Origin of the sequence: Streptococcus oralis subsp. oralis (genome assembly GCF_002096595.1) — a bacterium.
Classification (GTDB): Bacteria; Bacillota; Bacilli; order Lactobacillales; family Streptococcaceae; genus Streptococcus; species Streptococcus oralis_D.
Window position 1 is genome coordinate 197,275 of record NZ_NCUR01000009.1, and the last position, 21,608, is coordinate 218,882.

The window sequence follows — 21,608 nt, forward strand, 5'->3', positions numbered from 1 at the left end:
AATTAGCTCCCACTTGGAGCTAACTTCTATTGATTATTTGTCTCTTGTAGCTACTTCCCCTAACTTCTTTAACTCATATTTCTCGTTTTAGATTTCTTTAAGGTTTTTATTATATGATGTAGAACTCTGTAATTGAAAACATTAGGTAAACAAACAGAGAATAATGTTCGTAAAAAAGGAGAAAAATTATGAAAAAAACACTATCACTTCTCTATTTCAGCTGGATATTTCTACTTTTGTCAGGATGTTCTTCAACAACAGAAGCTGAAACTAGCATTGAAAATGATACGGATAAGACTTTAGTTGTTTATTCGCCTAACCCTGAAGATCTTATTGAAGAAACAATCCCAGCCTTCGAAGAAAAATATGGCATCAAGGTTGATTTAGTCCAAGCTAGTACTGGTGAATTATTCAAGAAAGCTGAGGCTGAGAAAGAAGCTCCTGTAGCCGATGTCATTTTCGGAGGTTCCTACGCACTCTTCTCTTCTAACGAAAAGCTCTTTGAGCCGTATACTTCCCAAGAAAACGACCAAATTATCCCTGAATACCAAAATAAAACCGGATTCTACACCCCTTATACACTTGACGTCAGTGTCATCATTGCCAATTCAGCTCTTACAAAAGACATTAAAATTGAAGGCTACAATGATTTACTCAATCCCAAATTAAAAGGAAAAATCGCTACTGCTGATCCAAGTAATTCTTCTAGTGCCTTTGCTCAATTAACAAACATGCTTGTGGATCAAGGGGGCTATGAAAATGAGCAAGCTTGGACATATGTGAAAAATCTATTTAGCTTAGTAGATGGGAAAATTGCTTCTAGTTCTTCAAATGTCTACAAATCAGTCGCTGACGGAGAAATGGCTGTCGGACTCACCTATGAAGATCCTGCATTGAAACTCTTAAACGATGGCGTTGATGTAAAAGTCATTTATCCAAAAGAAGGAACCGTCTTTTTGCCTGGTAACGCAGCTATTATCAAAAATGCCAAACACATGGAAAACGCTAAAAAATTTATCGATTTCCTTCTTTCTCAAGACATTCAGGATAAACTAGGAACTGAAACAACCATTAGACCCATTCGAAAAAATGCTAAAATCAATAAAAATATGAAAGCAATGACAGAAATCAATATCGCTACTGAAGATTCAGATTATGTCATCCAAAATAAATCAGCTATTCTTAAAAAGTACAATGATATTTTCACTAATATTCAATCGAAACAGTAAAAGAGGTTCACTATGAGTGAGATCAAAATTATTAACGCAAAAAAAATCTACCACGACATTCCTGTCATTGAGAATTTAAACGTTACGATTCCAAAAGGAAGTCTTTTCACCATTCTTGGACCTTCAGGTTGTGGAAAAACGACCCTTCTTCGAATGATTGCAGGCTTCAACAGTATTGAAGGCGGAGAATTTTACTTCGATGATACTAAAATAAATAATATAGAACCCAGCAAACGCAACATCGGCATGGTTTTCCAAAACTACGCTATTTTCCCACATTTGACTGTCCGAGATAATGTTGCTTTTGGTCTTAAACAAAAAAAGGTTCCAAAAGATGAATTAGTTCAACAAACTAATAAATATCTGGAACTAATGCAAATTAATCAATACGCAGATCGAAAGCCCGATAAACTCAGTGGTGGACAACAACAACGTGTCGCCTTAGCACGTGCATTAGCTGTTAATCCAAGTGTTCTCCTCATGGACGAGCCACTTAGTAACCTGGATGCGAAACTTCGCTTAGATATGCGCCAAGTTATTCGAGAAATTCAACACGAAGTGGGAATTACAACTGTATATGTGACCCACGATCAAGAAGAAGCGATGGCTATTTCAGACCAGATTGCCGTTATGAAAGATGGGATCATCCAACAAGTCGGACGACCAAAAGAACTCTATCATAAACCAGCTAATGAGTTTGTGGCAACCTTTATTGGACGCACAAATCTCATCCCAGCCAAACTACAAAAAAAGAGCGACAGTGCTTATATCGTCTTCTCAGATGGCTATGCCCTCCCTATGCCAGCTCTTGATCAAGCTAAGGAACAAGCTGTTCTTGTGAGTATCCGTCCCGAAGAGTTTATCAAAGATGAATCTGGAGATATTGAAGGAATCATTTCCGATAGTGTTTATCTTGGACTCACCACTGAATATTTTGTAGAGACTGCATTTTCTTCAAAAATACAGGTTAGCGAAGAATCTACTTTTGAAGAAGATCTTCAAAAAGGGGATCGAATTCGTCTACGAATCAATACTCAAAAGTTAAATGTCTTTTCTGCAGATGGTTCCCAAAATCTTATTACAGGAGTTGGCTATGAAAGGTAAAAAATTAAATATTTGGACAGCCTCCTCATTCTTCATCTTTCTTACCTATCTTATTTTTCTTGTTTATCCAATTATTATTGTACTCAAGCAAGCACTCATACATGAAGGTCAATTCTCACTCGCTAATTTTGAAGATTTCTTTAGTAAATCCTATTACTCTGAGACACTAGTAAACAGTTTTAACGTCTCCATTACTTCTACTGTAACTTCCCTAGTTTTAGGGACCTTATTAGCTTACCTCTTTTCTATATATGACTTCAAAGGAAAGAAATTTTTACAGATATTGATTATCATCGCTTCCATGTCAGCTCCTTTCGTAGGGGCATACTCTTGGATTCTCTTGTTGGGACGAAATGGTGTCATCACTAAATTCTTGACAAATGCCCTTCATCTTCCAGCTATTGATATTTATGGCTTCAAAGGAATTGTACTTGTGTTTACACTCCAGCTATTCCCATTAGTTTTTCTATACGTGGCTGGAGCCATGAAAAGAATTGACCATTCTCTTCTTGAAGCCGCTGAAAGTATGGGGGTATTTGGATTCAAACGTATGATAACAGTTGTTTTGCCCCTTTTAGTTCCAACTTTACTTGCCGCTGCCCTACTCGTATTTATGAGAGCATTCTCCGACTTCGGAACTCCTATGTTAATTGGTGAAGGATATCGAACTTTCCCTGTTTTAATTTATAATCAATTCATTAGTGAGGTTGGCGGAAATTCTGCTTTTGCATCTGCTTTAGCAATCATGGCGATTATCATTGCTTTAACAATCTTTCTTATTCAAAAATATATTTCCAATCGCTATAGTTTCAGTATGAATTCTCTCCATCCAATTGAGCCGAAAAAAACTACAAAAGGGAAAATGGCTGCTATTTATGTAACTGTTTATGGTATTATTTTATTCTCTGTCTTACCTCAAGTTTACTTGATTTATACATCCTTCCTTAAAACATCAGGTATGGTATTTGTTAATGGATACTCATTAAATAGCTATAAAACAGCTTTTAACCGTATGGGGTCTGCTATTTTCAATACCATTCGCATCCCTCTACTTGCCTTGATTCTCGTTGTTTTATTTGCAACCTTCATCTCATACCTTGCTGTTCGTAAACGCAACCTATTTACGAATCTAATCGATAGTCTTAGTATGGTACCTTATATCGTACCAGGAACTGTTCTCGGTATTGCATTTATCTCTTCATTCAATACAGGTATCTTCGGAAGTGGCTTCCTTATGATTACAGGAACAGCCTTTATCCTGATCATGTCCTTATCTGTTAGAAGACTCCCATATACAATTCGCTCATCTGTTGCTAGCTTACAACAAATAGCACCTAGTATTGAAGAAGCAGCTGAGAGTTTAGGAAGTAGCCGTCTCAATACTTTCAGTAAAATCACTGTTCCAATGATGTTACCCGGTATTATTTCTGGATCTATTCTATCATGGGTAACAATGATTTCAGAACTATCTACTTCTATCCTGCTATATAATGCCAAAACAAAAACTATGACCGTAGCTATCTACACTGAAGTACTTCGTGGAAATTATGGCGTAGCAGCTGCGTTGTCAACTATCCTCACTGTCTTGACAGTTACTTCATTATTACTATTTATGAAAATTTCTAAAAACAATAGCATTACCCTCTAGTTTTCCCCTATCAAAAACAGCCAAAAGGATATCCCTTGGCTGTTTTTTCTTGTTTTGATATGGTTATCAAATCTCTAGTTTATGGCAAGCAGTTCTATTTTGACTGAATAGAGGGCTCTTCCATCTTCTCACGTCCGAGCTCTCGATAGCTACGGTCACCAACAACTTCTACGCTAAACTGACCGTCCTCATATTCAAGAATCGTCACGCTACCATTATCTAGACCATGTGGATGCATACCATTGATCAGATACACAATAGTCCCAATGGTCATTCCATGGCTGACGACGAGAGCATTGCCTCCACCTTGTTCTTCCATTTCTTTGGCAATCGCTTCAAAGCCTTCCTTGATTCGACCACTGAGTTTTTCCCAACCTTCAGCCCAACCAGCTGTATCAACTTCTACCAAACCTTCTGCTAGTTCTGCATAGGACAACTGATGAACATGATCCACCTTGAAAACACGAGGAATGACCCCCATAAAGAGGTCCCCATCATAGGCCCCATCAAAACTACCAAAGCACCACTCTCTGATGCGCTTGTCCATGCGGTAAGGGATTTTCCCCTGCAGGCCAAGTTCTTCTAGGATAATTCCCATGGTTTGAATAGTACGCCCTGAATCGCTGGAATAAGCGCGGTCAAACTGCAAGCCAGACTCTCTCAAGCCAATTCCCAGTTCATGGATTCCCAACTCACCTTCTGCAGTCAGAGGTGTATCACTCCATCCTTGAGCACGTCCAATGGTGTTAAACATCGTTTTCCCATGACGGACCAAGTACAATCTTACTTTAGACATTTTCTATCCTCCATTTTCTTTTATTATATCATGGATCAAAGAAATATTCGGCTTTCAAAAGCAAAGCCAACATTTGTAAATTATTCAAAAGAAAAGCTACCCTCATGGTAGCTTCCCTAGGAGATTATTATGAAAAAGTTTAGGATTTCTATTAAATAAAGTTAGGAGGTCTTTATTTAATGATTATAGTATACACAGTCATCCTTAAACTCAACTTAAATCCTCTCGCTTTTTTATTAATTTTTAAAACTATGGATTGGAGCTGGGATTTGCCCACCGCGAGAGATGAAATCAACAGACGAAGCCCCGTTGACCTTCATAACTGGAGCTGTCCCTAGCAAGCCACCAAACTCAATCATATCGCCTTCCTTGCCCTTTGGAATAATACGGACAGCCGTTGTTTTCATGTTAATAACACCAATTGCCGCCTCATCCGCAATCATAGCTGCAATGGTTTCAGCAGGCGTATCTTCCGGAATGGCAATCATATCCAGCCCAACAGAACAGATAGCCGTCATGGCTTCTAGTTTCTCTAAATTCAGAGAGCCATCTTGTACCGCAGCAATCATCCCCTCATCTTCAGAAACGGGGATAAAAGCACCTGACAAGCCACCGACTTGGTTACAAGCCATCACTCCGCCCTTCTTAACTTGGTCATTCAAAAGAGCGAGGGCAGCCGTCGTCCCATGCGTACCAACTGTTTCTAGGCCCATTTCCTCAAGGACACGAGCCACAGAATCGCCAACTGCAGGAGTAGGTGCCAAACTTAGGTCGACAATTCCAAAGTCAACACCAAGGCGTTCACTAGCCATCTGACCAACTAATTGACCGATACGAGTAATCTTGAAGGCCGTTTTCTTGACTGTTTCCGCTACTACATCAAAGCTCTGTCCACGAACCTTTTCCAAGGCACGCTTGACCACACCAGGACCCGAAACCCCGACATTGATGATAACATCTGCTTCGCCAACACCATGAAAGGCCCCTGCCATAAAAGGATTGTCCTCTACAGCATTGGCAAATACGACCAACTTGGCCGCACCCATATCTGATAGCGCAGCTGTTTCCTTGATGATATGTCCCATATCAGCGACCGCAGTCATGTTGATACCTGACTTGGTCGAGCCGATATTGACGGACGAACAAACCTTGTCTGTCTCAGCTAGAGCGCGGGGGATAGAATTGATGAGAATTTCATCTCCTTTTTGGTAGCCTTTTTGTACCAAAGCTGAGAATCCACCAATAAAGTCAACACCAATCTCCTTGGCAGCCTTATCAAGAGCCTTTGCCAAAACAACATAGTCTGTCGCATCAGTCGCAGCACCAATTAAAGAAATTGGAGTCACCGATACCCGTTTATTAACAATAGGAATCCCTAGTTCTGCAGCAATTTCATCTCCTACAGCCACTAGATTTGCAGCTTTAGTGGTGATTTTTTGGTAAATCTTTTCAGCAGCACGATTGATATCTGGATCAATACAGTCCAAAAGGGAAATCCCCATGGTGATGGTTCTGATATCGAAGTTCTGCTCCTCAATCATGGCAATGGTTTCTGTAACTTGTCTAATATCCATAGCCACCTCCTAGATATTATACATAGCGTCAAAAATCGCTGCACTTTGAATATTGATTTTGACATTCAAGGTCTGACCGAAAGTTTCAAACTCATTTCGCAGATAAGTGAAATCCTGTTTTTTGTCACTAGAAACGACCGCCATCATAGTAAAGTATTCATCCAACACCGTCTGAGAAATATCGTCAATATTCAAACCCAACTCTGCAATCTTAGTAGACACGCCTGCAACGATCCCAGCCTTGTCCTTACCAACCACTGTAATAATAGCCTTCATCCTTATACCCCATTTCTACGATTATTAGAAAACCTGAACGTTTTTGGTTTTCTTTTTCCTTAGTATAGCATATTTCCGTAAAAAATACTAAAAAACGCCTGCTTACGAAGTTGTTCTTAAGAAAAAAACAATTTCGTAAACAAGCGTCTACCCTATCAAATGATGATGAGTGTTCCCGCTAGGACCGAAGTCCCAGCGGTAGACCAGAGCTAGACTAAGAGCACAAGACTCCATCATCATAACACTCAACAAAATTGATGATTTTATACTAATTCGATGATCGCCATTGGCGCAGCATCACCACGACGTGGTTCAGTTTTAAGGATACGAGTGTATCCACCGTTACGTTCAGCATAACGAGGTGCGATTTCTGAGAACAATTTTTGAAGTGCTGTAGTTGAAGTGTACTTATCAGTTGCTTCATCATAGTTTTCAGATGCGATTTCATTACGTACGAAAGCAGCTGCTTGACGACGTGCATGCAAATCACCACGTTTACCTAGAGTAATCATTTTTTCAACAGTTTTACGGATTTCTTTAGCACGAGCTTCAGTTGTCACGATTGATTCGTTGATCAAAAGGTCAGTTGTCAAATCGCGAAGCATTGCTTTACGTTGTGAGCTAGTGCGTCCTAGTTTACGGTAAGCCATGTATTCCTCCTTTATTTATCTTTTAATCCAAGACCCAAGTCAATGAGTTTGAGTTTCACTTCTTCCAAACTCTTGCGTCCAAGATTTCGTACTTTCATCATCTCTGCTTCAGATTTTTCTGTCAAATCATGCACAGTGTTGATACCGGCACGTTTCAAACAGTTGTATGAACGCACAGACAAGTCCAGTTCCTCAATCGTACGATCCAAAATACGATCGTCAGATTCAGTATCAGCTTCTTTCATCACTTCAGTTGACTTAGCAATCTCAGTAAGATTTGTAAACAAATCAAGATGTTCTGTCAAGATACGTGCTGAAAGCCCTAAAGCATCTTCTGGAATAATTGTTCCATTAGTCAAGATTTCAAGGGTTAATTTGTCAAATCCATCATTGCTACCTACACGAGCAGGCTCTACTTGATAGTTGACTTTTGTAACTGGTGTATAAATAGAATCTACAGCAAGTGTTCCAACTGGTGCATTATCTTTTTTGTTTTCATCAGCAGGTACATATCCACGACCACTGTTAACAGTCATTGTCGCTTTTAGAGAAGAACCTTCACCGATTGTAAAGAGATAATGATCTGGATTTACAATCTCAATATCACTGTCAGTCAAAATGTCTCCAGCTGTAATTTCAGCGGGACCTTCAACGTCAAGTTCAATGATTTTTTCGTCTTCAACGTATGATTTCACTGCAATCCCTTTAATGTTCAGAATGATTTGCATCACGTCTTCACGAACACCTGGAACTGTGTCGAACTCATGCAAGACACCTTCAATGTTGATAGATGTCACTGCTGCTCCTGGTAGAGAAGCTAGTAGTACACGACGAAGAGAGTTACCAAGAGTTGTACCGTAACCACGTTCAAGTGGTTCGATTACAAACTTGCCATAATCTTTATTTTCATCAATTTTTGTTATATTTGGTTTTTCAAACTCAATCATTTAGTTACTCCCTCTTAAACGAAAAGCAGTGTAATGCGATGATTATACACGGCGACGTTTTGGAGGACGAGCACCATTGTGTGGCACTGGAGTCACATCACGAATTGCTGTTACTTCAAGACCAGCGGCAGCAAGCGCACGAATAGCTGACTCACGACCAGAACCTGGACCTTTTACAGTAACTTCAACTGATTTAAGACCGTGTTCTTGTGCAGATTTAGCAGCAGCTTCAGAAGCCATTTGAGCAGCGAATGGTGTAGATTTACGAGAACCTTTGAAACCAAGAGCACCAGCTGATGACCAAGCAATTGCATTACCATGCACATCAGTAATCATAACAATAGTGTTATTAAATGTAGCGTGAATATGAGCAATACCAGATTCGATATTCTTTTTCACACGACGTTTACGTGTTGGTTTAGCCAAGACTTTTACCTCCTATATTATTTTTTCTTACCAGCAATCGCAACAGCTTTACCTTTACGAGTGCGAGCGTTGTTTTTAGTGTTTTGTCCACGGACAGGAAGTCCACGACGGTGACGAATACCACGGTAAGAACCGATTTCCATCAAACGTTTGATGTTCAAGTTTACTTCACGACGAAGGTCACCTTCAACTTTGATTGCATCCACTTCACGACGGATAGCATCTTCTTGATCTGATGTAAGGTCACGTACACGAACATCTTCTGAGATTCCAGCAGCAGCCAAAATTTTCTTAGATGTTGCAAGTCCGATACCATAAACGTAAGTCAATGAGATTACTACGCGTTTGTCATTTGGAATGTCAACTCCAGCAATACGAGCCATATTTTCTCCTTTCTATCTTATCCTTGACGTTGTTTGTGTTTTGGATTTGCTGGGCAAATTACCATAACACGACCATTACGACGAATTACTTTACAGTATTCGCAAATTGGTTTGACCGATGGTCTTACTTTCATTTCTTATCCCTCCAAGTTTTTCGATTATTTAAAGCGGTAAGTGATACGTCCACGTGTCAAGTCATATGGACTCATCTCGACAGTAACACGATCTCCCGCTAAAATACGAATATAGTTTTTACGAATTTTACCAGAAACTGTTGCTAAAATCTGATGTCCATTTTCAAGTTCAACCGTAAACATTGCGTTAGGCATTGTATCGACTACTTTGCCTTCAACTTCAATCACATCGTCTTTTGCCACGCAAAAGCACCTCCATAAATTTCGATTCGATGCCTCTGAAAACAGAGACAACAATTATAAGTCAGACTATTTCAGTATAACATTTGTAGCGATTTTTTGCAAGTGTGAAAAACGCTTTATTTCAAATTTGTCAATACTTTTTCGATGTCTTTGAACACATCATTGATATCTTGATTTCCTTCGATATCGTGGACCAATCCTTTGGCACGGTAGTGAGCAATGATTGGTTCACCTTGGGCGATATTCACATCCAAACGACGCTTCACTGTCTCAGGTTTATCATCTTCACGTTGGTAGTAATCTTCCTCTTTATAGTCAACTGGTGGGTTGAAAACTTTGTGGAAGGTTTCACCTGTTTCGCGGTGGATGATACGGCCACTCAAACGTTCCAAGAGACAATCTGGATTCACTTCGATATTGATCACGCCTTCTAGTTCGATACCAAGTTCCGCCAATGTTTTGTCCAAGGCATGGGCTTGTTCAATCGTACGTGGGTAACCATCCAACAAGAAACCTGTTTCCTTGATGTCATCCTGTGAAAGGCGTTCTTTAACGATTCCATTTGTAACTTCATCTGGAACCAACTCACCTTTGTCAATATAAGACTTCGCAAGTACACCCATTTCAGTTTGATTTGCCATAGCAGCACGGAACATATCCCCAGTTGAAATGTGTGCCACGTGGAATTGCTCCACAATTTTAGCTGCTTGCGTTCCCTTACCTGCTCCAGGTAAGCCCATAATCAAAAGATTCATGATAGGATCTCCTTATTTTGTATTTAAATAGAAGCAGAAATCTCTTTCAACCCCTATTTAAAAACAAAATAGAAGAGGGGAGACGAAAATCTCTCTGATAGATAGACCTTCATACTCCACTCTCTAAGCAAAAGTAATCTTGCTTTTATTCTGTTTTGTCCATGAAACCAACATACTTACGTTTCAATAGGTAACCTTCAAGTTGTTTGATTCCTTCGATACCGGTTGAGATAATGATCAAAAGACTAGTTCCCCCAAAAGCAACAGCTTCTGAAAGACCAAAGACATCTTTTGCCACAATCGGCAAGATTGAAATCACACCAAGGAAGATTGATCCGACAGTCGCAAGGCGACGAAGAAGTTTCGACATGAACTCTTCAGTACCCTTACCAGGACGGACACCATGAATGTAGGCTCCACTCTTTTGCAAGTTTTCTGCTGCCTTCTCTGGATTGATCTGTACAAATGTATAGAAGAATGTAAAGAGAATGATTAGCAAGGCATACATAGCAACACCAGTCGGAGATGTTGTAGATAACATTTCCTGTGCTGTACGTACCCAAGCCCAATCATGACCTGTAGCACTCAAAAATTGAAGAATGGCTGCAGGTGCTGCTGTGATGGAACTTGCAAAGATAACTGGGATAACCCCCGCTGGGTTTACCTTCAATGGAAGGTATGAGCTTGATGGGGCTCCTTGAGCAACTTTTGTATATTGGATTGGAATTTTATATTCTGCCTGTTGAACAAAGGTTGTAAAGTAAACAATCAACAAGACAGCGATAATCAAAATAACGACAAAGATAATAGATGAAGTCAAACGGCTACTTGGAATATTGACGAAGTAGTCAACATAAATGCCTTTAATCATCTCAGGAATTGAAGCAACAATACCTGCAAAGATAATCATAGAAACACCATTTCCGTATCCCTTATCTGTAATTTGTTCCCCGAGCCAAGTTACAATCATACTACCTGCTGTGAGGATAATACCAATAGTAACAAAAACTTGTGGAGTTAAAGCTGTCGTTAATAATTTCGCTCCAGATAGAGTATTAAATCCTGCTGTAATCCCGATAGATTGAACAAATGCAAGCACAAGTGCAATATAACGAGTAGCTTGGTTTAGTTTTCTCCGTCCTACTTCCCCTTGTTTGCCCCATTCTACAAACTTCGGTAAAATATCCATTTGTAGCAATTGAACAACGATGGAAGCAGTGATATACGGACTTACTCCGAGTGCAAAAACGGAGAAGTTCTTCATGGCATTCCCTGAAACAAGACTAAGCATGTTCAAGAAAGATAAACCACTAAGAGCTTCCAAACTTTTTGCATTCACACCTGGAACAGTAATACTTGTCCCAATACGGAAAACAAGAATGATAAAAATTGTAAAAAGAATTTTTGATCGAACTTGTTTAACCTTGAGCGCTTCTTTTAGTAATTTAAAAAACATGGGTCACCTCTCTTAGATGACTTCTACAGAACCACCTTTAGCAGTGATAGCTTCCTCAGCTGATTTAGAGAATTTAGCTGCTTTCACAGTCAATTTCTTAGTCAACTCACCGTTACCAAGAATTTTAACTCCTGATTTTTCAGCTTTCACAATTCCTGCTTCGATAAGTACAACTGGAGTTACTTCTGCACCGTCTTCAAAGACGTTCAATTGGTCAAGGTTTACAATTGCATATTCTTTAGCGTTGATATTAGTGAATCCACGTTTTGGAAGACGACGGAACAATGGAGTTTGTCCACCTTCAAAACCAAGGCGAACTCCGCCACCGCTACGAGCTTTTTGACCTTTTTGACCGCGACCAGATGTTTTACCGTTACCTGATGAAGTACCACGACCAACACGGTTACGTACTTTACGAGAACCTTCTGCAGGTTTCAATTCATGAAGTTTCATTATATTTTCTCCTCTTTTGTAAAATGCTAGCGCCGATAAGAGAGAAAAGGTTGTCTCCCTTATCAACTCGCCTATACATGGTCATCTTAGATGACTATACCTAGTTTTAGGGGATGAGTATTGCCACATCCCCTAAAAATTCATTAGTTTACTTCTTCAACAGTTACCAAGTGAGATACTGCAGTGATCATACCACGGATAGCAGCGTTGTCTTCTTTGATAACAGAGCTGTTCAATTTGCCAAGTCCAAGTGCTACAACAGTTTTACGTTGTGATGGAATGCGTCCGATTGGAGACTTAGTCAAAGTAATTTTAATTTGAGCCATTTTATCCCCTTTCTTATGCCAAATCAGAAACTGAGATACCACGAAGGGCAGCAACTTCTTCAGCGCGTTTCAATTGTTTCAAACCTTCAACAGTTGCGCGAACAATGTTGATTGGAGTGTTAGAGCCAAGTGATTTAGATGTAATATCTGCCACACCTGCCAATTCCACAACGGCACGAACTGCACCACCAGCGGCAACTCCAGAACCTTCTACAGCAGGTTTCAACAATACTTTAGCTCCACCGAATTCTGAAAGAACTTCGTGTGGGATTGTTGTTCCAACCATAGGAACCTCAATCAAGTTTTTCTTAGCATCTTCTACTGCTTTGCGGATTGCTTCTGGAACTTCTTGAGCTTTACCAGTACCAAATCCTACGCGACCGTTGTGGTCACCAACAACAACAAGAGCTGCGAAACGAAGACGACGTCCACCTTTAACAACTTTCGTAACACGGTTGACAGCAACTACGCGTTCTTCTAATTCAACTGCATTGTCTTTAAATGCCATTTTCTAGTGTCCTCCTATTAGAATTTCAATCCGTTTTCACGAGCTGCATCAGCCAAAGCTTTCACACGTCCGTGATATAGATATCCACCGCGGTCGAACACCACTTCTGAAATACCTTTAGCGTTTGCACGTTCTGCAACGAGTTTACCGACAGCAACGGCTTGTTCAGTTTTAGTTCCTTTTGAAACTTCTTTGTCAAGAGTTGAAGCACTTGCGAGCGTTACACCCGCTACGTCATCAATCACTTGAGCGTAGATGCCTGTATTAGAACGAAATACGTTCAAACGTGGGCGATCAGCAGTTCCAGAGAGTTTTCCGCGAACGCGACGGTGGCGTTTTTGGCGGAGTTTGTTTTTATCTGGTTTAGAAATCACAGTTTTCACCTCTTTAGTTTTAAATCGTGTGCTATGCACTAAGTTGGAAAATAGGTTGGTGGTTAAAAATCAACCACTCAACATTATTTACCTGTTTTACCTTCTTTACGGCGAACGAATTCACCAACGTAACGGATACCTTTACCTTTATATGGTTCTGGTGAACGAAGGCTACGTACGTAAGCAGCCGTTTGACCAACTACTTCTTTTGAAATTCCGCTAACAACGATTGTTGTTGGGTTTGGAAGTTCAAAAGTAATTCCTTCTGGAGCTTCAACTTCGTCTGGATGAGATTTACCAACAGCCAAAACAAGTTTAGATCCTTGAAGCTGTGCACGGTAACCAACCCCGCGCATTTCAAGTTCTTTCTTGAATCCTTCTGATACACCAACAACCATGTTGTTCAAAAGGGCACGAGTAGTTCCGTGGATTGTTTTCATTTCTTTTGAATCGTTTGGACGGTGAAGAGTTACTTCAGTACCTTCCACACGAATTTCAATATCTTTTGAGAACTCACGAGTAAGTTCTCCTTTAGGTCCTTTTACAGTTACAACGTTGTCATTGTTAGTGATTTCAACACCAGCGGGCAACACGATAACTTTATTACCAATACGTGACATGTTTATTTTCTCCTGTTAGATTGTCAGGCCATAACGGCCAGTTTTCACGGGGGCTTAAATCGATTTCTCGATTTAAAGGAACATTTAGGTTTCAATTCCAAAGTGAATCTAGGCATCGTCTCGCCGGCATAACTTTGGGTTAGGCAAGAGACGATAATGAAAAGTCACAAAGAAATTGGGAGCTAAATATTACCAAACGTAAGCGATAATTTCTCCACCAACGTTCTTTTGGCGAGCTTCTTTATCAGTAAGCAAACCTTCAGAAGTTGAAAGGATAGCAATTCCAAGTCCGTTAAGAACTTTTGGAAGATCTTCACGTTTTTTGTAGACACGAAGTCCTGGTTTAGAAACACGTTTCAAGTTAGTGATAACTTTTTCACCGTTTGGTCCGTATTTAAGGAATACACGGATGATGCCTTGTTTGTCATCTTCGATGATTTCTACGTTCTTAACAAAACCTTCGCGTTTAAGGATTTCAGCAATCCCTTTTTTGATGTTTGATGCAGGTACTTCAAGTACTTCGTGTTTCGCTTGGTTAGCGTTACGAATACGAGTTAGGAAGTCTGCGATTGGGTCAGTCATAACCATTTTGTTTTTCTCCTCTTACTAGTAGTTTGCAAGTTGCACTTGCTAGTTAATACATGATACAAAGAGCGTAAAAGCAAGAGCAAAAATAGGCAATTTGATGCAGGAGCGATGCTCCAAAGAAAATTGGTCTTTTTTGCCAAAGCTGTAGCTCGTGTTCAAATTGGCAAGTCCAACTGAACCCGGGCTAAACTCTGTGTGAAAAAGATAAACTTTCCTAGAAACTTCAGTTTCTTCGTCAAGTTTCCTATTTTCACTTGGAGTTTTGATGCCCTTGATATCTTAAATTACCAAGATGCTTTTGTTACACCAGGAATTTGTCCTTTGTAAGCTAATTCACGGAAGCAAACACGGCAAAGTTTAAATTTGCGGTAAACTGAATGTGGACGACCACATTTTTCACAACGAGTATAAGCTTGAGTAGAGAACTTCGCTGGACGTTTGTTCTTAGCAATCATTGATTTTTTAGCCATTAGATTTACCTCCTATATTATTTTGCAAAAGGCATTCCAAGGCCTGTAAGCAATGCACGTGACTCTTCGTCAGTGTTAGCAGTTGTTACGATAACGATGTCAAGACCACGAGTTTTGTCAACGTCATCAAAGTTGATTTCTGGGAAGATCAATTGTTCTTTCACACCAAGAGTGTAGTTTCCGCGTCCATCAAATGATTTTGTTGGAACACCGTGGAAGTCACGCACACGTGGAAGTGAAACTGAAACCAATTTGTCCAAGAATTCGTACATACGTTCACCACGAAGGGTAACTTTTGCACCGATCGCTACACCTTCACGAAGACGGAAGCCGGCGATTGATTTTTTAGCTTTAGTGATAAGTGGTTTTTGACCTGAGATAAGTGCCAATTCTTCAGCAGCTTTTTCAAGACTTTTAGCGTTTGATACAGCTTCACCAACACCCATGTTCAAAACGATCTTATCTACTTTAGGCACAGCCATCACTGATGAGTAGTTGAATTGTTCTGTCAAAGCAGGAACTACTTCATTAAGATATTTTTCTTTTAAACGATTTGCCATTATACTTCTCCTTTCCTTCGTGATTAATCAAGCACTTCGCCTGATTTTTTGTTGTAGCGAACTTTTTTACCGTCTACAAATTTGTAACCAACACGACCAGCTACACCATTTTTGTCCAAAACTTGAACGTTTGATACGTGGATAGCTGCTTCTTTCTCGATGATACCACCTTGAGGAAGCTCGTTAGTTGGACGTTGGTGTTTCTTAACGATGTTAACACCTTCAACGATAACTTTGTTTACTTTTGGAAGGGCAGTAAGGACAACAGCTTCTGTTCCCTTATCTTTACCAGCAATTACGCGAACTTTGTCGCCTTTTTTTACAAACATTAGGTTTCTCCTTGATTTTTCTTACGCCCATAAGGGCACCCTAGCCTGAAGCTAGGGGACTAGTTTGTTTGTTTTTGCTCTGCGAAAATCAAAGCAATCCTTCGTCAGTTTCAACTCACCTAACTTAAGTTATGCTTTCGTTTCACTTCCTAGACTTGTTTTAATTTTCTTTGAGCAACCAATTAAAGTACTTCTGGAGCAAGTGACACGATCTTCATGAAGCCACCTTCACGCAATTCACGTGCAACTGGGCCAAAGATACGTGTTCCGCGAGGAGTTTTGTCTTCACGGATGATAACTGCTGCGTTTTCGTCAAATTTGATGTATGAACCATCAGCACGACGAGCACCTGATTTAGTACGAACGATAACAGCTTTTACAACGTCACCTTTTTTAACCGCACCACCAGGAGTAGCTTGTTTTACAGATGCCACGATAACATCACCGATGTTTGCAAATTTACGTCCTGAACCACCAAGAACTTTGATAGTCAAGATTTCGCGCGCACCGCTGTTGTCTGCGACTTTCAAACGAGTTTCTGTTTGAATCATTTCAGTTTTCTCCTTTCAGGTTTGATTAGATGATGACCGCTTCTTCAACAACTTCTACAAGACGGAAACGTTTTGTAGCTGAAAGCGGACGAGTTTCCATGATACGTACGATATCGCCTTCTTTGGCAACATTGTTTTCATCATGTGCTTTGTATTTCTTAGAGTAGTTAATACGTTTACCATAGACTGGGTGGTTACGTTTTGTTTCAACTACAACTGTGATTGTCTTGTCCATTTTGTCAGATACAACACGTCCAACAAGAACTTTACGATTATTGCGTTCCATTGAAATTTCTCCTTCCCTAGTCTATTATTTCGCTTCAGATTGAACTGTTTTGATACGAGCGATTTGTTTTTTAACTTCTTTCAAGCGAGCTGTTTGTTCCAATTGACCAGTAGCAGCTTGGAAACGAAGTTCAAACAATTCTTTTTTCAATTCGTTTTCGCGCTTCGCGAGTTCTTCTTGAGAAAGACCACGAAGTTCTTTAACAAATTCTTTTACTTCATTAAGTTTCATGCCTTCTCCTTATTCTGCTTCACGTTTTACGAATTTACATTTAACTGGCAATTTGTGGCTTGCAAGACGAAGCGCTTCGCGAGCGATTTCTTCAGATACACCAGCGATTTCGAACATCACTTTACCACGTTTAACTGGTGCTACCCAACCTTCAGGTGCCCCTTTACCAGATCCCATACGCACACCGATAGCTTTAGCAGTGTATGATTTGTGTGGGAAGATTTTAATCCAAACTTTACCACCACGTTTCATGTAACGAGTCATGGCGATACGAGCAGCTTCGATTTGGCGGTTAGTGATCCAGTGGCTAGTTGTGGCTTGAAGACCGTATTCACCGAATGCTACTTCTTTTCCACCTTTTGCTTCACCGCGCATTTTTCCACGGAATTCACGACGGTGTTTAACACGTTTAGGTACTAACATTGGTTATTTACCTCCTTTAGTGTTTTTACGAGCTGGAAGAACTTCACCACGGTAGATCCATACTTTAACACCAAGTTTACCGTATGTAGTATCTGCTTCTTCCCAAGCGTAATCGATATCTGCACGAAGTGTGTGAAGTGGAACAGTTCCTTCAGAGTATCCTTCAGCACGGGCGATATCTGCACCGTTCAAACGACCTGATACTTGAGTTTTGATTCCTTTAGCTCCAGCACGCATTGCACGTTGGATTGCTTGTTTTTGTGCACGACGGAAAGCAACACGTTGCTCCAATTGACGAGCAATTCCTTCACCTACAAGGTGAGCATCCAAATCAGGTTGTTTGATTTCGATGATGTTGATGTGTACTTGTTTTCCAGTCAATTTGTTAAGTTTTGCACGGAGTGCATCAACGTTAGCACCACCTTTACCGATAACCATACCTGGTTTAGCAGTGTGAAGTGAAACGTTAACTTTGTTTACTGCGCGTTCAATTTCGATAGTTGAAACTGCTGCGTCAGCAAGTTCTTTTTGAACGAATTTACGGATTGCAAGATCTTCATGAAGGTAATCCGCGTATTCTTTTTCAGCATACCATTTGGCATCCCAATCACGGATGATGCCGACACGCATACCAATTGGATGTACTTTTTGACCCACGATGTTACCTCCTTATTTTTCTGCAACAGCCACAGTGATGTGAGCTGTACGTTTGTTGATTGGTGAAGCTGAACCTTTCGCACGTGGACGGAAACGTTTCATAGTTGGTCCTTCGTTTGCGAATGCTTCAGATACTACCAAGTTAGCTTTGTCCAAACCAAAGTTGTTTTCAGCGTTAGCTACAGCTGAATTCAAGACTTTCAAGATGATTTCAGCAGCTTTGTTTGGTGTGAATGTCAAGATTGCAATAGCATCGGCTACGCTTTTACCACGGATGTTGTCAAGAACAAGACGTGATTTACGAGGTGAAACACGTACTGTACGAGCCATTGCTTTAGCTGAAGTAATTTCTGCCATTTATGTTCTCCTTATTTTCTACGTGTTTTCTTGTCGTCTGCAGCGTGACCTTTGTAAGTACGAGTTGGTGCAAATTCACCAAGTTTGTGACCTACCATGTCCTCTTGGATGTAAACAGGTACGTGTTTACGTCCGTCATAAACTGCAATAGTGTAACCAATGAAACTTGGGAAGATCGTCGAACGACGTGACCAAGTTTTGATAACTTTTTTCTTTTCGTCGTTAGCTTGAGCTTCAACTTTTTTCATCAAATGCTCATCGACGAAAGGTCCTTTTTTAAGACTGCGTCCCATTTTTATATTTTCTCCTTTAAATGTTGTACCACAGCGGCTTGCGCTCACATGGAGCGCTACCGAGCTGGCGGATTTCCTAGTTGCTTAGGCGACTAGTTTACTATTATTTCTCGTTGCGACGACGAACGATAAGTTTGTCAGATTTCGCTTTCTTGTTACGAGTTTTAAGACCAAGAGCAGGTTTGCCCCATGGAGTAGATGGCGCTTTACGACCAACTGGTGCTTTACCTTCACCACCACCGTGTGGGTGATCGTTAGGGTTCATTACAGAACCACGAACTGTTGGGCGGATACCTTTCCAACGGCTACGTCCTGCTTTACCAAGGTTTACAAGTCCATGTTGTTCGTTACCGACAACACCAACTGTAGCACGACAAGTTCCAAGAATCATACGAACTTCGCCAGATTGAAGACGAACAAGAACGTATTTACCTTCTTGACCCAATACTTGAGCAGAAGCTCCAGCTGCACGAACTAATTCTCCACCACGACCTGGTTTCAACTCGATGTTGTGGATCAAAGTACCAACTGGGATGTTAGCAAGTGGAAGAGCGTTTCCGACTTTGATATCTGCTTCTGGACCTGAAACGATACGTTGACCTACTTCAAGACCTTTTGGAGCGATAATGTATGCTTTCACACCGTCAGTGTAGTGTACAAGAGCGATGTTTGCAGAACGGTTTGGATCGTACTCGATAGTTTTAACAACTGCTTCAACGTTGTCTTTGTTACGTTTGAAGTCAACCAAACGGTAGAAACGTTTGTGTCCACCACCTTGGTGACGAACAGTGATACGACCGTTGTTGTTACGACCAGCCTTGCTCTTCAAAGCAACAAGCAATGATTTTTCAGGAGTGCTTGTTGTGATTTCAGCGAAATCCAAAGAAGTCATATTACGGCGACCGTTTGTTGTTGGTTTATAAACACGAATTCCCACGATATTTCCTCCTTAGATTATTCAGCTTCAGCAGCAAACAACTCGATTGCTTTTGAATCAGCTGTAAGTGTGATGATAGCTTTTTTAGTTTTGTTAGTAAAACCAGTGTAACGTCCAACACGTTTTGCTTTTGGTTTTACGTTGATTGTGTTAACATTGGCAACTTTAACACCTTCGAAAGCAGCTTCAACAGCTTGCTTAATCAAAAGTTTGTGTGCACGAGTGTCAACTTCAAATACATATTTTCCTGCTTCAAGTTGAGCCATTGAGCTTTCAGTGATGACAGGTTTTTTGATAACATCATACAAATTCATTATGCAAGAACCTCCTCGATTTTAGAGATAGCTGCTTGTGTGACAAGAAGTTTGTCGCTATTTGCGATGTCAAGAACACTTGCAGTTGTAGCAGTTGCAACTTTCACATTTGGAAGGTTACGAGCTGAAAGAGCTGCGAATTCATTTCCTTCTTCAAGGATAACAAGAACTTTAGAATCGATGCTCAATGCTGCAAGAACTTTTGCAAATTCAGCAGTTTTTGGAGCTGTAAATTCAAGAGAATCAACGGCTACAAATTTGTTTTCAGCAACTTTTTCAGAGTAAACTGATTTAAGAGCTAGGCGACGAACTTTTTGTGGAAGTTTGTAGCCATATGAACGTGGAGTTGGTCCGAAGACAACACCACCACCACGCCATTGTGGTGAGCGGATAGAACCTTGACGAGCACGTCCAGTTCCTTTTTGACGCCATGGTTTGCGTCCACCACCTGATACTGCAGAGCGGTTTTTAACAGCGTGTGTTCCTTGACGAAGGCTTGCGCGTTGGCTGATGATCACATCAAACACAACTGATTCATTTGGTTCGATACCAAATACTGCATCGTTAAGAACAACTTGGCCAGCTTCTTTACCAGTTTGGTCAAATAATGTTACGTTTGCCATTGTGACTGATTTCCCCTTTCTTTATTATTTACCAGCTTTAACTGCTGATTTGATAGTGATAAGAGATTTCTTAGCACCTGGTACGTTACCTTTGATAAGGATAACGTTCTTTTCTGGAACAACTTGTACAACTTCTAGGTTTTGAATTGTTACGCGGTCGCCACCCATACGTCCTGCAAGGTTTTTACCTTTGAATACGCGGTTAGGTGCAACAGGTCCCATAGAACCTGGACGACGGTGGTAACGAGAACCGTGAGCCATTGGTCCACGTGATTGTCCGTGGCGTTTAATAACACCTTGGAAACCTTTACCTTTAGAAGTACCAGTTACGTCAACAACGTCTCCAGCTGCGAATGTTTCAACTGTGATTTCAGCACCAACTTCCAAGCCTTCAACGTTTTTGAATTCACGAATGAAGCGCTTAGGAGCCGTGTTAGCTTTCGCTACATGTCCTTTAGCAGGTTTGTTGCTCAATACTTCGCGTTTGTCATCGAAACCAACTTGGATAGCGTTGTATCCGTCTGTTTCTACAGTTTTAACTTGAAGAACAACGTTTGGAGTTGCTTCAATAACTGTTACAGGGATCAATTCGCCAGCTTCAGTGAAGATTTGAGTCATTCCCACTTTTTTCCCTAAGATTCCTTTTGTCATGAGAAAATAGTTCCTTTTCTATATTTTTTATTCAAAAAGTTTTTAACGAGCGTTTTTCATGCTCAAGGTTTCAAACTTTGGATTAAAGCTTGATTTCTACGTTTACACCACTTGGAAGATCCAATTTCATCAAGGCATCAACTGTTTTTTGAGTTGGGTTAACGATATCGATCAAACGTTTGTGTGTACGCATTTCGAATTGTTCGCGAGAGTCTTTGTATTTGTGAGTCGCACGAATGATTGTGTAGAGGCTACGTTCAGTTGGAAGTGGGATTGGACCCGCAACTTGTGCACCTGTACGAGTAGCTGATTCTACGATTTTTGCAGCCGCTGTGTCAAGCGTACGGTGTTCGTATGCTTTCAAACGGATACGGATTTTTTTGTTTGCCATCTTTTTCTCCTTTTCGTCTATTTAAGATAATAGGCTAGCTCCACA

General features: G+C 40.5%; 35 protein-coding genes. 3 read left to right on the top strand and 32 right to left on the bottom strand.

The window, feature by feature from the left end; all coding sequences use genetic code 11:
* Positions 1-188: 188 nt before the first annotated feature.
* The 3 genes from B7714_RS03240 to B7714_RS03250 are packed head-to-tail and all read left to right on the top strand — an operon-like array spanning position 189 to position 3,981.
* On the top strand, positions 189-1,229 hold the full coding sequence (locus tag B7714_RS03240; protein ID WP_061421454.1) for an ABC transporter substrate-binding protein: 1,041 nt from the start codon (positions 189-191) through the stop codon (positions 1,227-1,229).
* Between the two features lie 12 nt (positions 1,230-1,241).
* Entirely contained in the window at positions 1,242-2,333 is a 1,092-nt protein-coding gene (locus B7714_RS03245; RefSeq protein ID WP_001289677.1) for an ABC transporter ATP-binding protein, read from the top strand.
* Entirely contained in the window at positions 2,323-3,981 is a 1,659-nt protein-coding gene (locus tag B7714_RS03250) for an ABC transporter permease (RefSeq protein ID WP_084859643.1), read from the top strand. Before B7714_RS03245 ends, B7714_RS03250 begins: the two co-directional genes overlap by 11 nt.
* Positions 3,982-4,075: 94 nt before the next feature.
* Here B7714_RS03250 and B7714_RS03255 read toward each other — a convergent pair whose 3' ends face one another.
* The 32 genes from B7714_RS03255 to rpsJ form a co-directional block, all read right to left on the bottom strand.
* Complete coding sequence (locus B7714_RS03255) at positions 4,076-4,777, bottom strand: histidine phosphatase family protein (RefSeq protein ID WP_084859644.1); 702 nt, start codon at positions 4,775-4,777, stop codon at positions 4,076-4,078.
* Between the two features lie 236 nt (positions 4,778-5,013).
* Positions 5,014-6,351: a PFL family protein gene (locus tag B7714_RS03260; RefSeq protein WP_084859645.1), complete on the bottom strand. Its 1,338-nt coding sequence runs from the start codon at positions 6,349-6,351 to the stop codon at positions 5,014-5,016.
* Positions 6,352-6,360: 9 nt separating this feature from the next.
* Positions 6,361-6,627 carry an ACT domain-containing protein gene (locus B7714_RS03265; RefSeq protein WP_071851664.1) on the bottom strand — a complete coding sequence of 89 codons (267 nt, stop codon included), beginning with the start codon at positions 6,625-6,627 and terminating at the stop codon, positions 6,361-6,363.
* A gap of 263 nt (positions 6,628-6,890) precedes the next feature.
* Entirely contained in the window at positions 6,891-7,277 is a 387-nt protein-coding gene (rplQ, locus tag B7714_RS03270) for a 50S ribosomal protein L17 (protein WP_000331493.1), read from the bottom strand.
* An 11-nt stretch (positions 7,278-7,288) separates the two neighbouring features.
* A complete protein-coding gene (locus B7714_RS03275) occupies positions 7,289-8,224 on the bottom strand; it encodes a DNA-directed RNA polymerase subunit alpha (RefSeq protein ID WP_000568993.1) in 936 nt (311 codons plus the stop codon).
* A gap of 42 nt (positions 8,225-8,266) precedes the next feature.
* Entirely contained in the window at positions 8,267-8,650 is a 384-nt protein-coding gene (rpsK, locus tag B7714_RS03280; protein ID WP_001118385.1) for a 30S ribosomal protein S11, read from the bottom strand.
* A gap of 17 nt (positions 8,651-8,667) precedes the next feature.
* Complete coding sequence (rpsM, locus tag B7714_RS03285; protein ID WP_000090781.1) at positions 8,668-9,033, bottom strand: 30S ribosomal protein S13; 366 nt, start codon at positions 9,031-9,033, stop codon at positions 8,668-8,670.
* Positions 9,034-9,050: 17 nt separating this feature from the next.
* Positions 9,051-9,167, bottom strand: a complete 117-nt coding sequence (gene rpmJ / locus B7714_RS03290; RefSeq protein ID WP_001808836.1) for a 50S ribosomal protein L36 — start codon at positions 9,165-9,167, stop codon at positions 9,051-9,053.
* A 24-nt stretch (positions 9,168-9,191) separates the two neighbouring features.
* Positions 9,192-9,410 carry a translation initiation factor IF-1 gene (gene infA / locus B7714_RS03295; RefSeq protein WP_001029883.1) on the bottom strand — a complete coding sequence of 73 codons (219 nt, stop codon included), beginning with the start codon at positions 9,408-9,410 and terminating at the stop codon, positions 9,192-9,194.
* 116 nt (positions 9,411-9,526) lie between these two features.
* Positions 9,527-10,165, bottom strand: coding sequence for an adenylate kinase (locus B7714_RS03300; RefSeq protein ID WP_001050433.1), 639 nt, complete (start codon positions 10,163-10,165; stop codon positions 9,527-9,529).
* Between the two features lie 145 nt (positions 10,166-10,310).
* Positions 10,311-11,621, bottom strand: coding sequence for a preprotein translocase subunit SecY (secY, locus tag B7714_RS03305; protein ID WP_000465385.1), 1,311 nt, complete (start codon positions 11,619-11,621; stop codon positions 10,311-10,313).
* Positions 11,622-11,633: 12 nt separating this feature from the next.
* Positions 11,634-12,074 (bottom strand): 50S ribosomal protein L15, encoded by a 441-nt coding sequence (gene rplO / locus B7714_RS03310; protein ID WP_000766089.1) that lies wholly within the window; start codon positions 12,072-12,074, stop codon positions 11,634-11,636.
* A gap of 143 nt (positions 12,075-12,217) precedes the next feature.
* A complete protein-coding gene (rpmD, locus tag B7714_RS03315) occupies positions 12,218-12,400 on the bottom strand; it encodes a 50S ribosomal protein L30 (RefSeq protein WP_000057241.1) in 183 nt (60 codons plus the stop codon).
* 13 nt (positions 12,401-12,413) lie between these two features.
* Positions 12,414-12,908: a 30S ribosomal protein S5 gene (gene rpsE, locus B7714_RS03320; protein WP_000874204.1), complete on the bottom strand. Its 495-nt coding sequence runs from the start codon at positions 12,906-12,908 to the stop codon at positions 12,414-12,416.
* A gap of 17 nt (positions 12,909-12,925) precedes the next feature.
* Positions 12,926-13,282, bottom strand: a complete 357-nt coding sequence (gene rplR / locus B7714_RS03325; RefSeq protein ID WP_000624044.1) for a 50S ribosomal protein L18 — start codon at positions 13,280-13,282, stop codon at positions 12,926-12,928.
* 83 nt (positions 13,283-13,365) lie between these two features.
* Positions 13,366-13,902, bottom strand: a complete 537-nt coding sequence (gene rplF, locus B7714_RS03330; RefSeq protein ID WP_000086626.1) for a 50S ribosomal protein L6 — start codon at positions 13,900-13,902, stop codon at positions 13,366-13,368.
* A 189-nt stretch (positions 13,903-14,091) separates the two neighbouring features.
* Complete coding sequence (rpsH, locus tag B7714_RS03335; protein ID WP_084859646.1) at positions 14,092-14,490, bottom strand: 30S ribosomal protein S8; 399 nt, start codon at positions 14,488-14,490, stop codon at positions 14,092-14,094.
* A gap of 284 nt (positions 14,491-14,774) precedes the next feature.
* The gene (locus B7714_RS03340) at positions 14,775-14,960 is read right to left on the bottom strand and encodes a type Z 30S ribosomal protein S14 (protein WP_001085697.1); all 186 of its coding nucleotides are present in this window, start codon (positions 14,958-14,960) and stop codon (positions 14,775-14,777) included.
* A gap of 17 nt (positions 14,961-14,977) precedes the next feature.
* A complete protein-coding gene (gene rplE, locus B7714_RS03345; RefSeq protein WP_000013542.1) occupies positions 14,978-15,520 on the bottom strand; it encodes a 50S ribosomal protein L5 in 543 nt (180 codons plus the stop codon).
* 23 nt (positions 15,521-15,543) lie between these two features.
* The gene (rplX, locus tag B7714_RS03350) at positions 15,544-15,849 is read right to left on the bottom strand and encodes a 50S ribosomal protein L24 (RefSeq protein ID WP_000497691.1); all 306 of its coding nucleotides are present in this window, start codon (positions 15,847-15,849) and stop codon (positions 15,544-15,546) included.
* A gap of 182 nt (positions 15,850-16,031) precedes the next feature.
* A complete protein-coding gene (rplN, locus tag B7714_RS03355; RefSeq protein ID WP_000616545.1) occupies positions 16,032-16,400 on the bottom strand; it encodes a 50S ribosomal protein L14 in 369 nt (122 codons plus the stop codon).
* Between the two features lie 25 nt (positions 16,401-16,425).
* On the bottom strand, positions 16,426-16,686 hold the full coding sequence (gene rpsQ, locus B7714_RS03360; protein ID WP_000440801.1) for a 30S ribosomal protein S17: 261 nt from the start codon (positions 16,684-16,686) through the stop codon (positions 16,426-16,428).
* Between the two features lie 24 nt (positions 16,687-16,710).
* Positions 16,711-16,917: a 50S ribosomal protein L29 gene (gene rpmC, locus B7714_RS03365; protein WP_000772918.1), complete on the bottom strand. Its 207-nt coding sequence runs from the start codon at positions 16,915-16,917 to the stop codon at positions 16,711-16,713.
* A 9-nt stretch (positions 16,918-16,926) separates the two neighbouring features.
* A complete protein-coding gene (gene rplP / locus B7714_RS03370; protein ID WP_000960946.1) occupies positions 16,927-17,340 on the bottom strand; it encodes a 50S ribosomal protein L16 in 414 nt (137 codons plus the stop codon).
* 3 nt (positions 17,341-17,343) lie between these two features.
* Entirely contained in the window at positions 17,344-17,997 is a 654-nt protein-coding gene (gene rpsC, locus B7714_RS03375; RefSeq protein WP_000529936.1) for a 30S ribosomal protein S3, read from the bottom strand.
* 12 nt (positions 17,998-18,009) lie between these two features.
* Entirely contained in the window at positions 18,010-18,354 is a 345-nt protein-coding gene (gene rplV, locus B7714_RS03380) for a 50S ribosomal protein L22 (protein ID WP_000818137.1), read from the bottom strand.
* Positions 18,355-18,365: 11 nt separating this feature from the next.
* On the bottom strand, positions 18,366-18,647 hold the full coding sequence (gene rpsS / locus B7714_RS03385) for a 30S ribosomal protein S19 (protein WP_000533766.1): 282 nt from the start codon (positions 18,645-18,647) through the stop codon (positions 18,366-18,368).
* 103 nt (positions 18,648-18,750) lie between these two features.
* Entirely contained in the window at positions 18,751-19,584 is an 834-nt protein-coding gene (gene rplB / locus B7714_RS03390) for a 50S ribosomal protein L2 (protein ID WP_000512910.1), read from the bottom strand.
* 17 nt (positions 19,585-19,601) lie between these two features.
* Complete coding sequence (locus B7714_RS03395; RefSeq protein WP_001055347.1) at positions 19,602-19,898, bottom strand: 50S ribosomal protein L23; 297 nt, start codon at positions 19,896-19,898, stop codon at positions 19,602-19,604.
* Complete coding sequence (gene rplD, locus B7714_RS03400; RefSeq protein WP_000024539.1) at positions 19,898-20,521, bottom strand: 50S ribosomal protein L4; 624 nt, start codon at positions 20,519-20,521, stop codon at positions 19,898-19,900. The genes B7714_RS03395 and rplD overlap by 1 nt, the downstream gene beginning before the upstream one ends.
* 24 nt (positions 20,522-20,545) lie before the next feature.
* Positions 20,546-21,172 carry a 50S ribosomal protein L3 gene (gene rplC / locus B7714_RS03405; RefSeq protein ID WP_000160197.1) on the bottom strand — a complete coding sequence of 209 codons (627 nt, stop codon included), beginning with the start codon at positions 21,170-21,172 and terminating at the stop codon, positions 20,546-20,548.
* An 82-nt stretch (positions 21,173-21,254) separates the two neighbouring features.
* A complete protein-coding gene (gene rpsJ, locus B7714_RS03410; RefSeq protein WP_001284513.1) occupies positions 21,255-21,563 on the bottom strand; it encodes a 30S ribosomal protein S10 in 309 nt (102 codons plus the stop codon).
* Positions 21,564-21,608 lie beyond the last annotated feature (45 nt).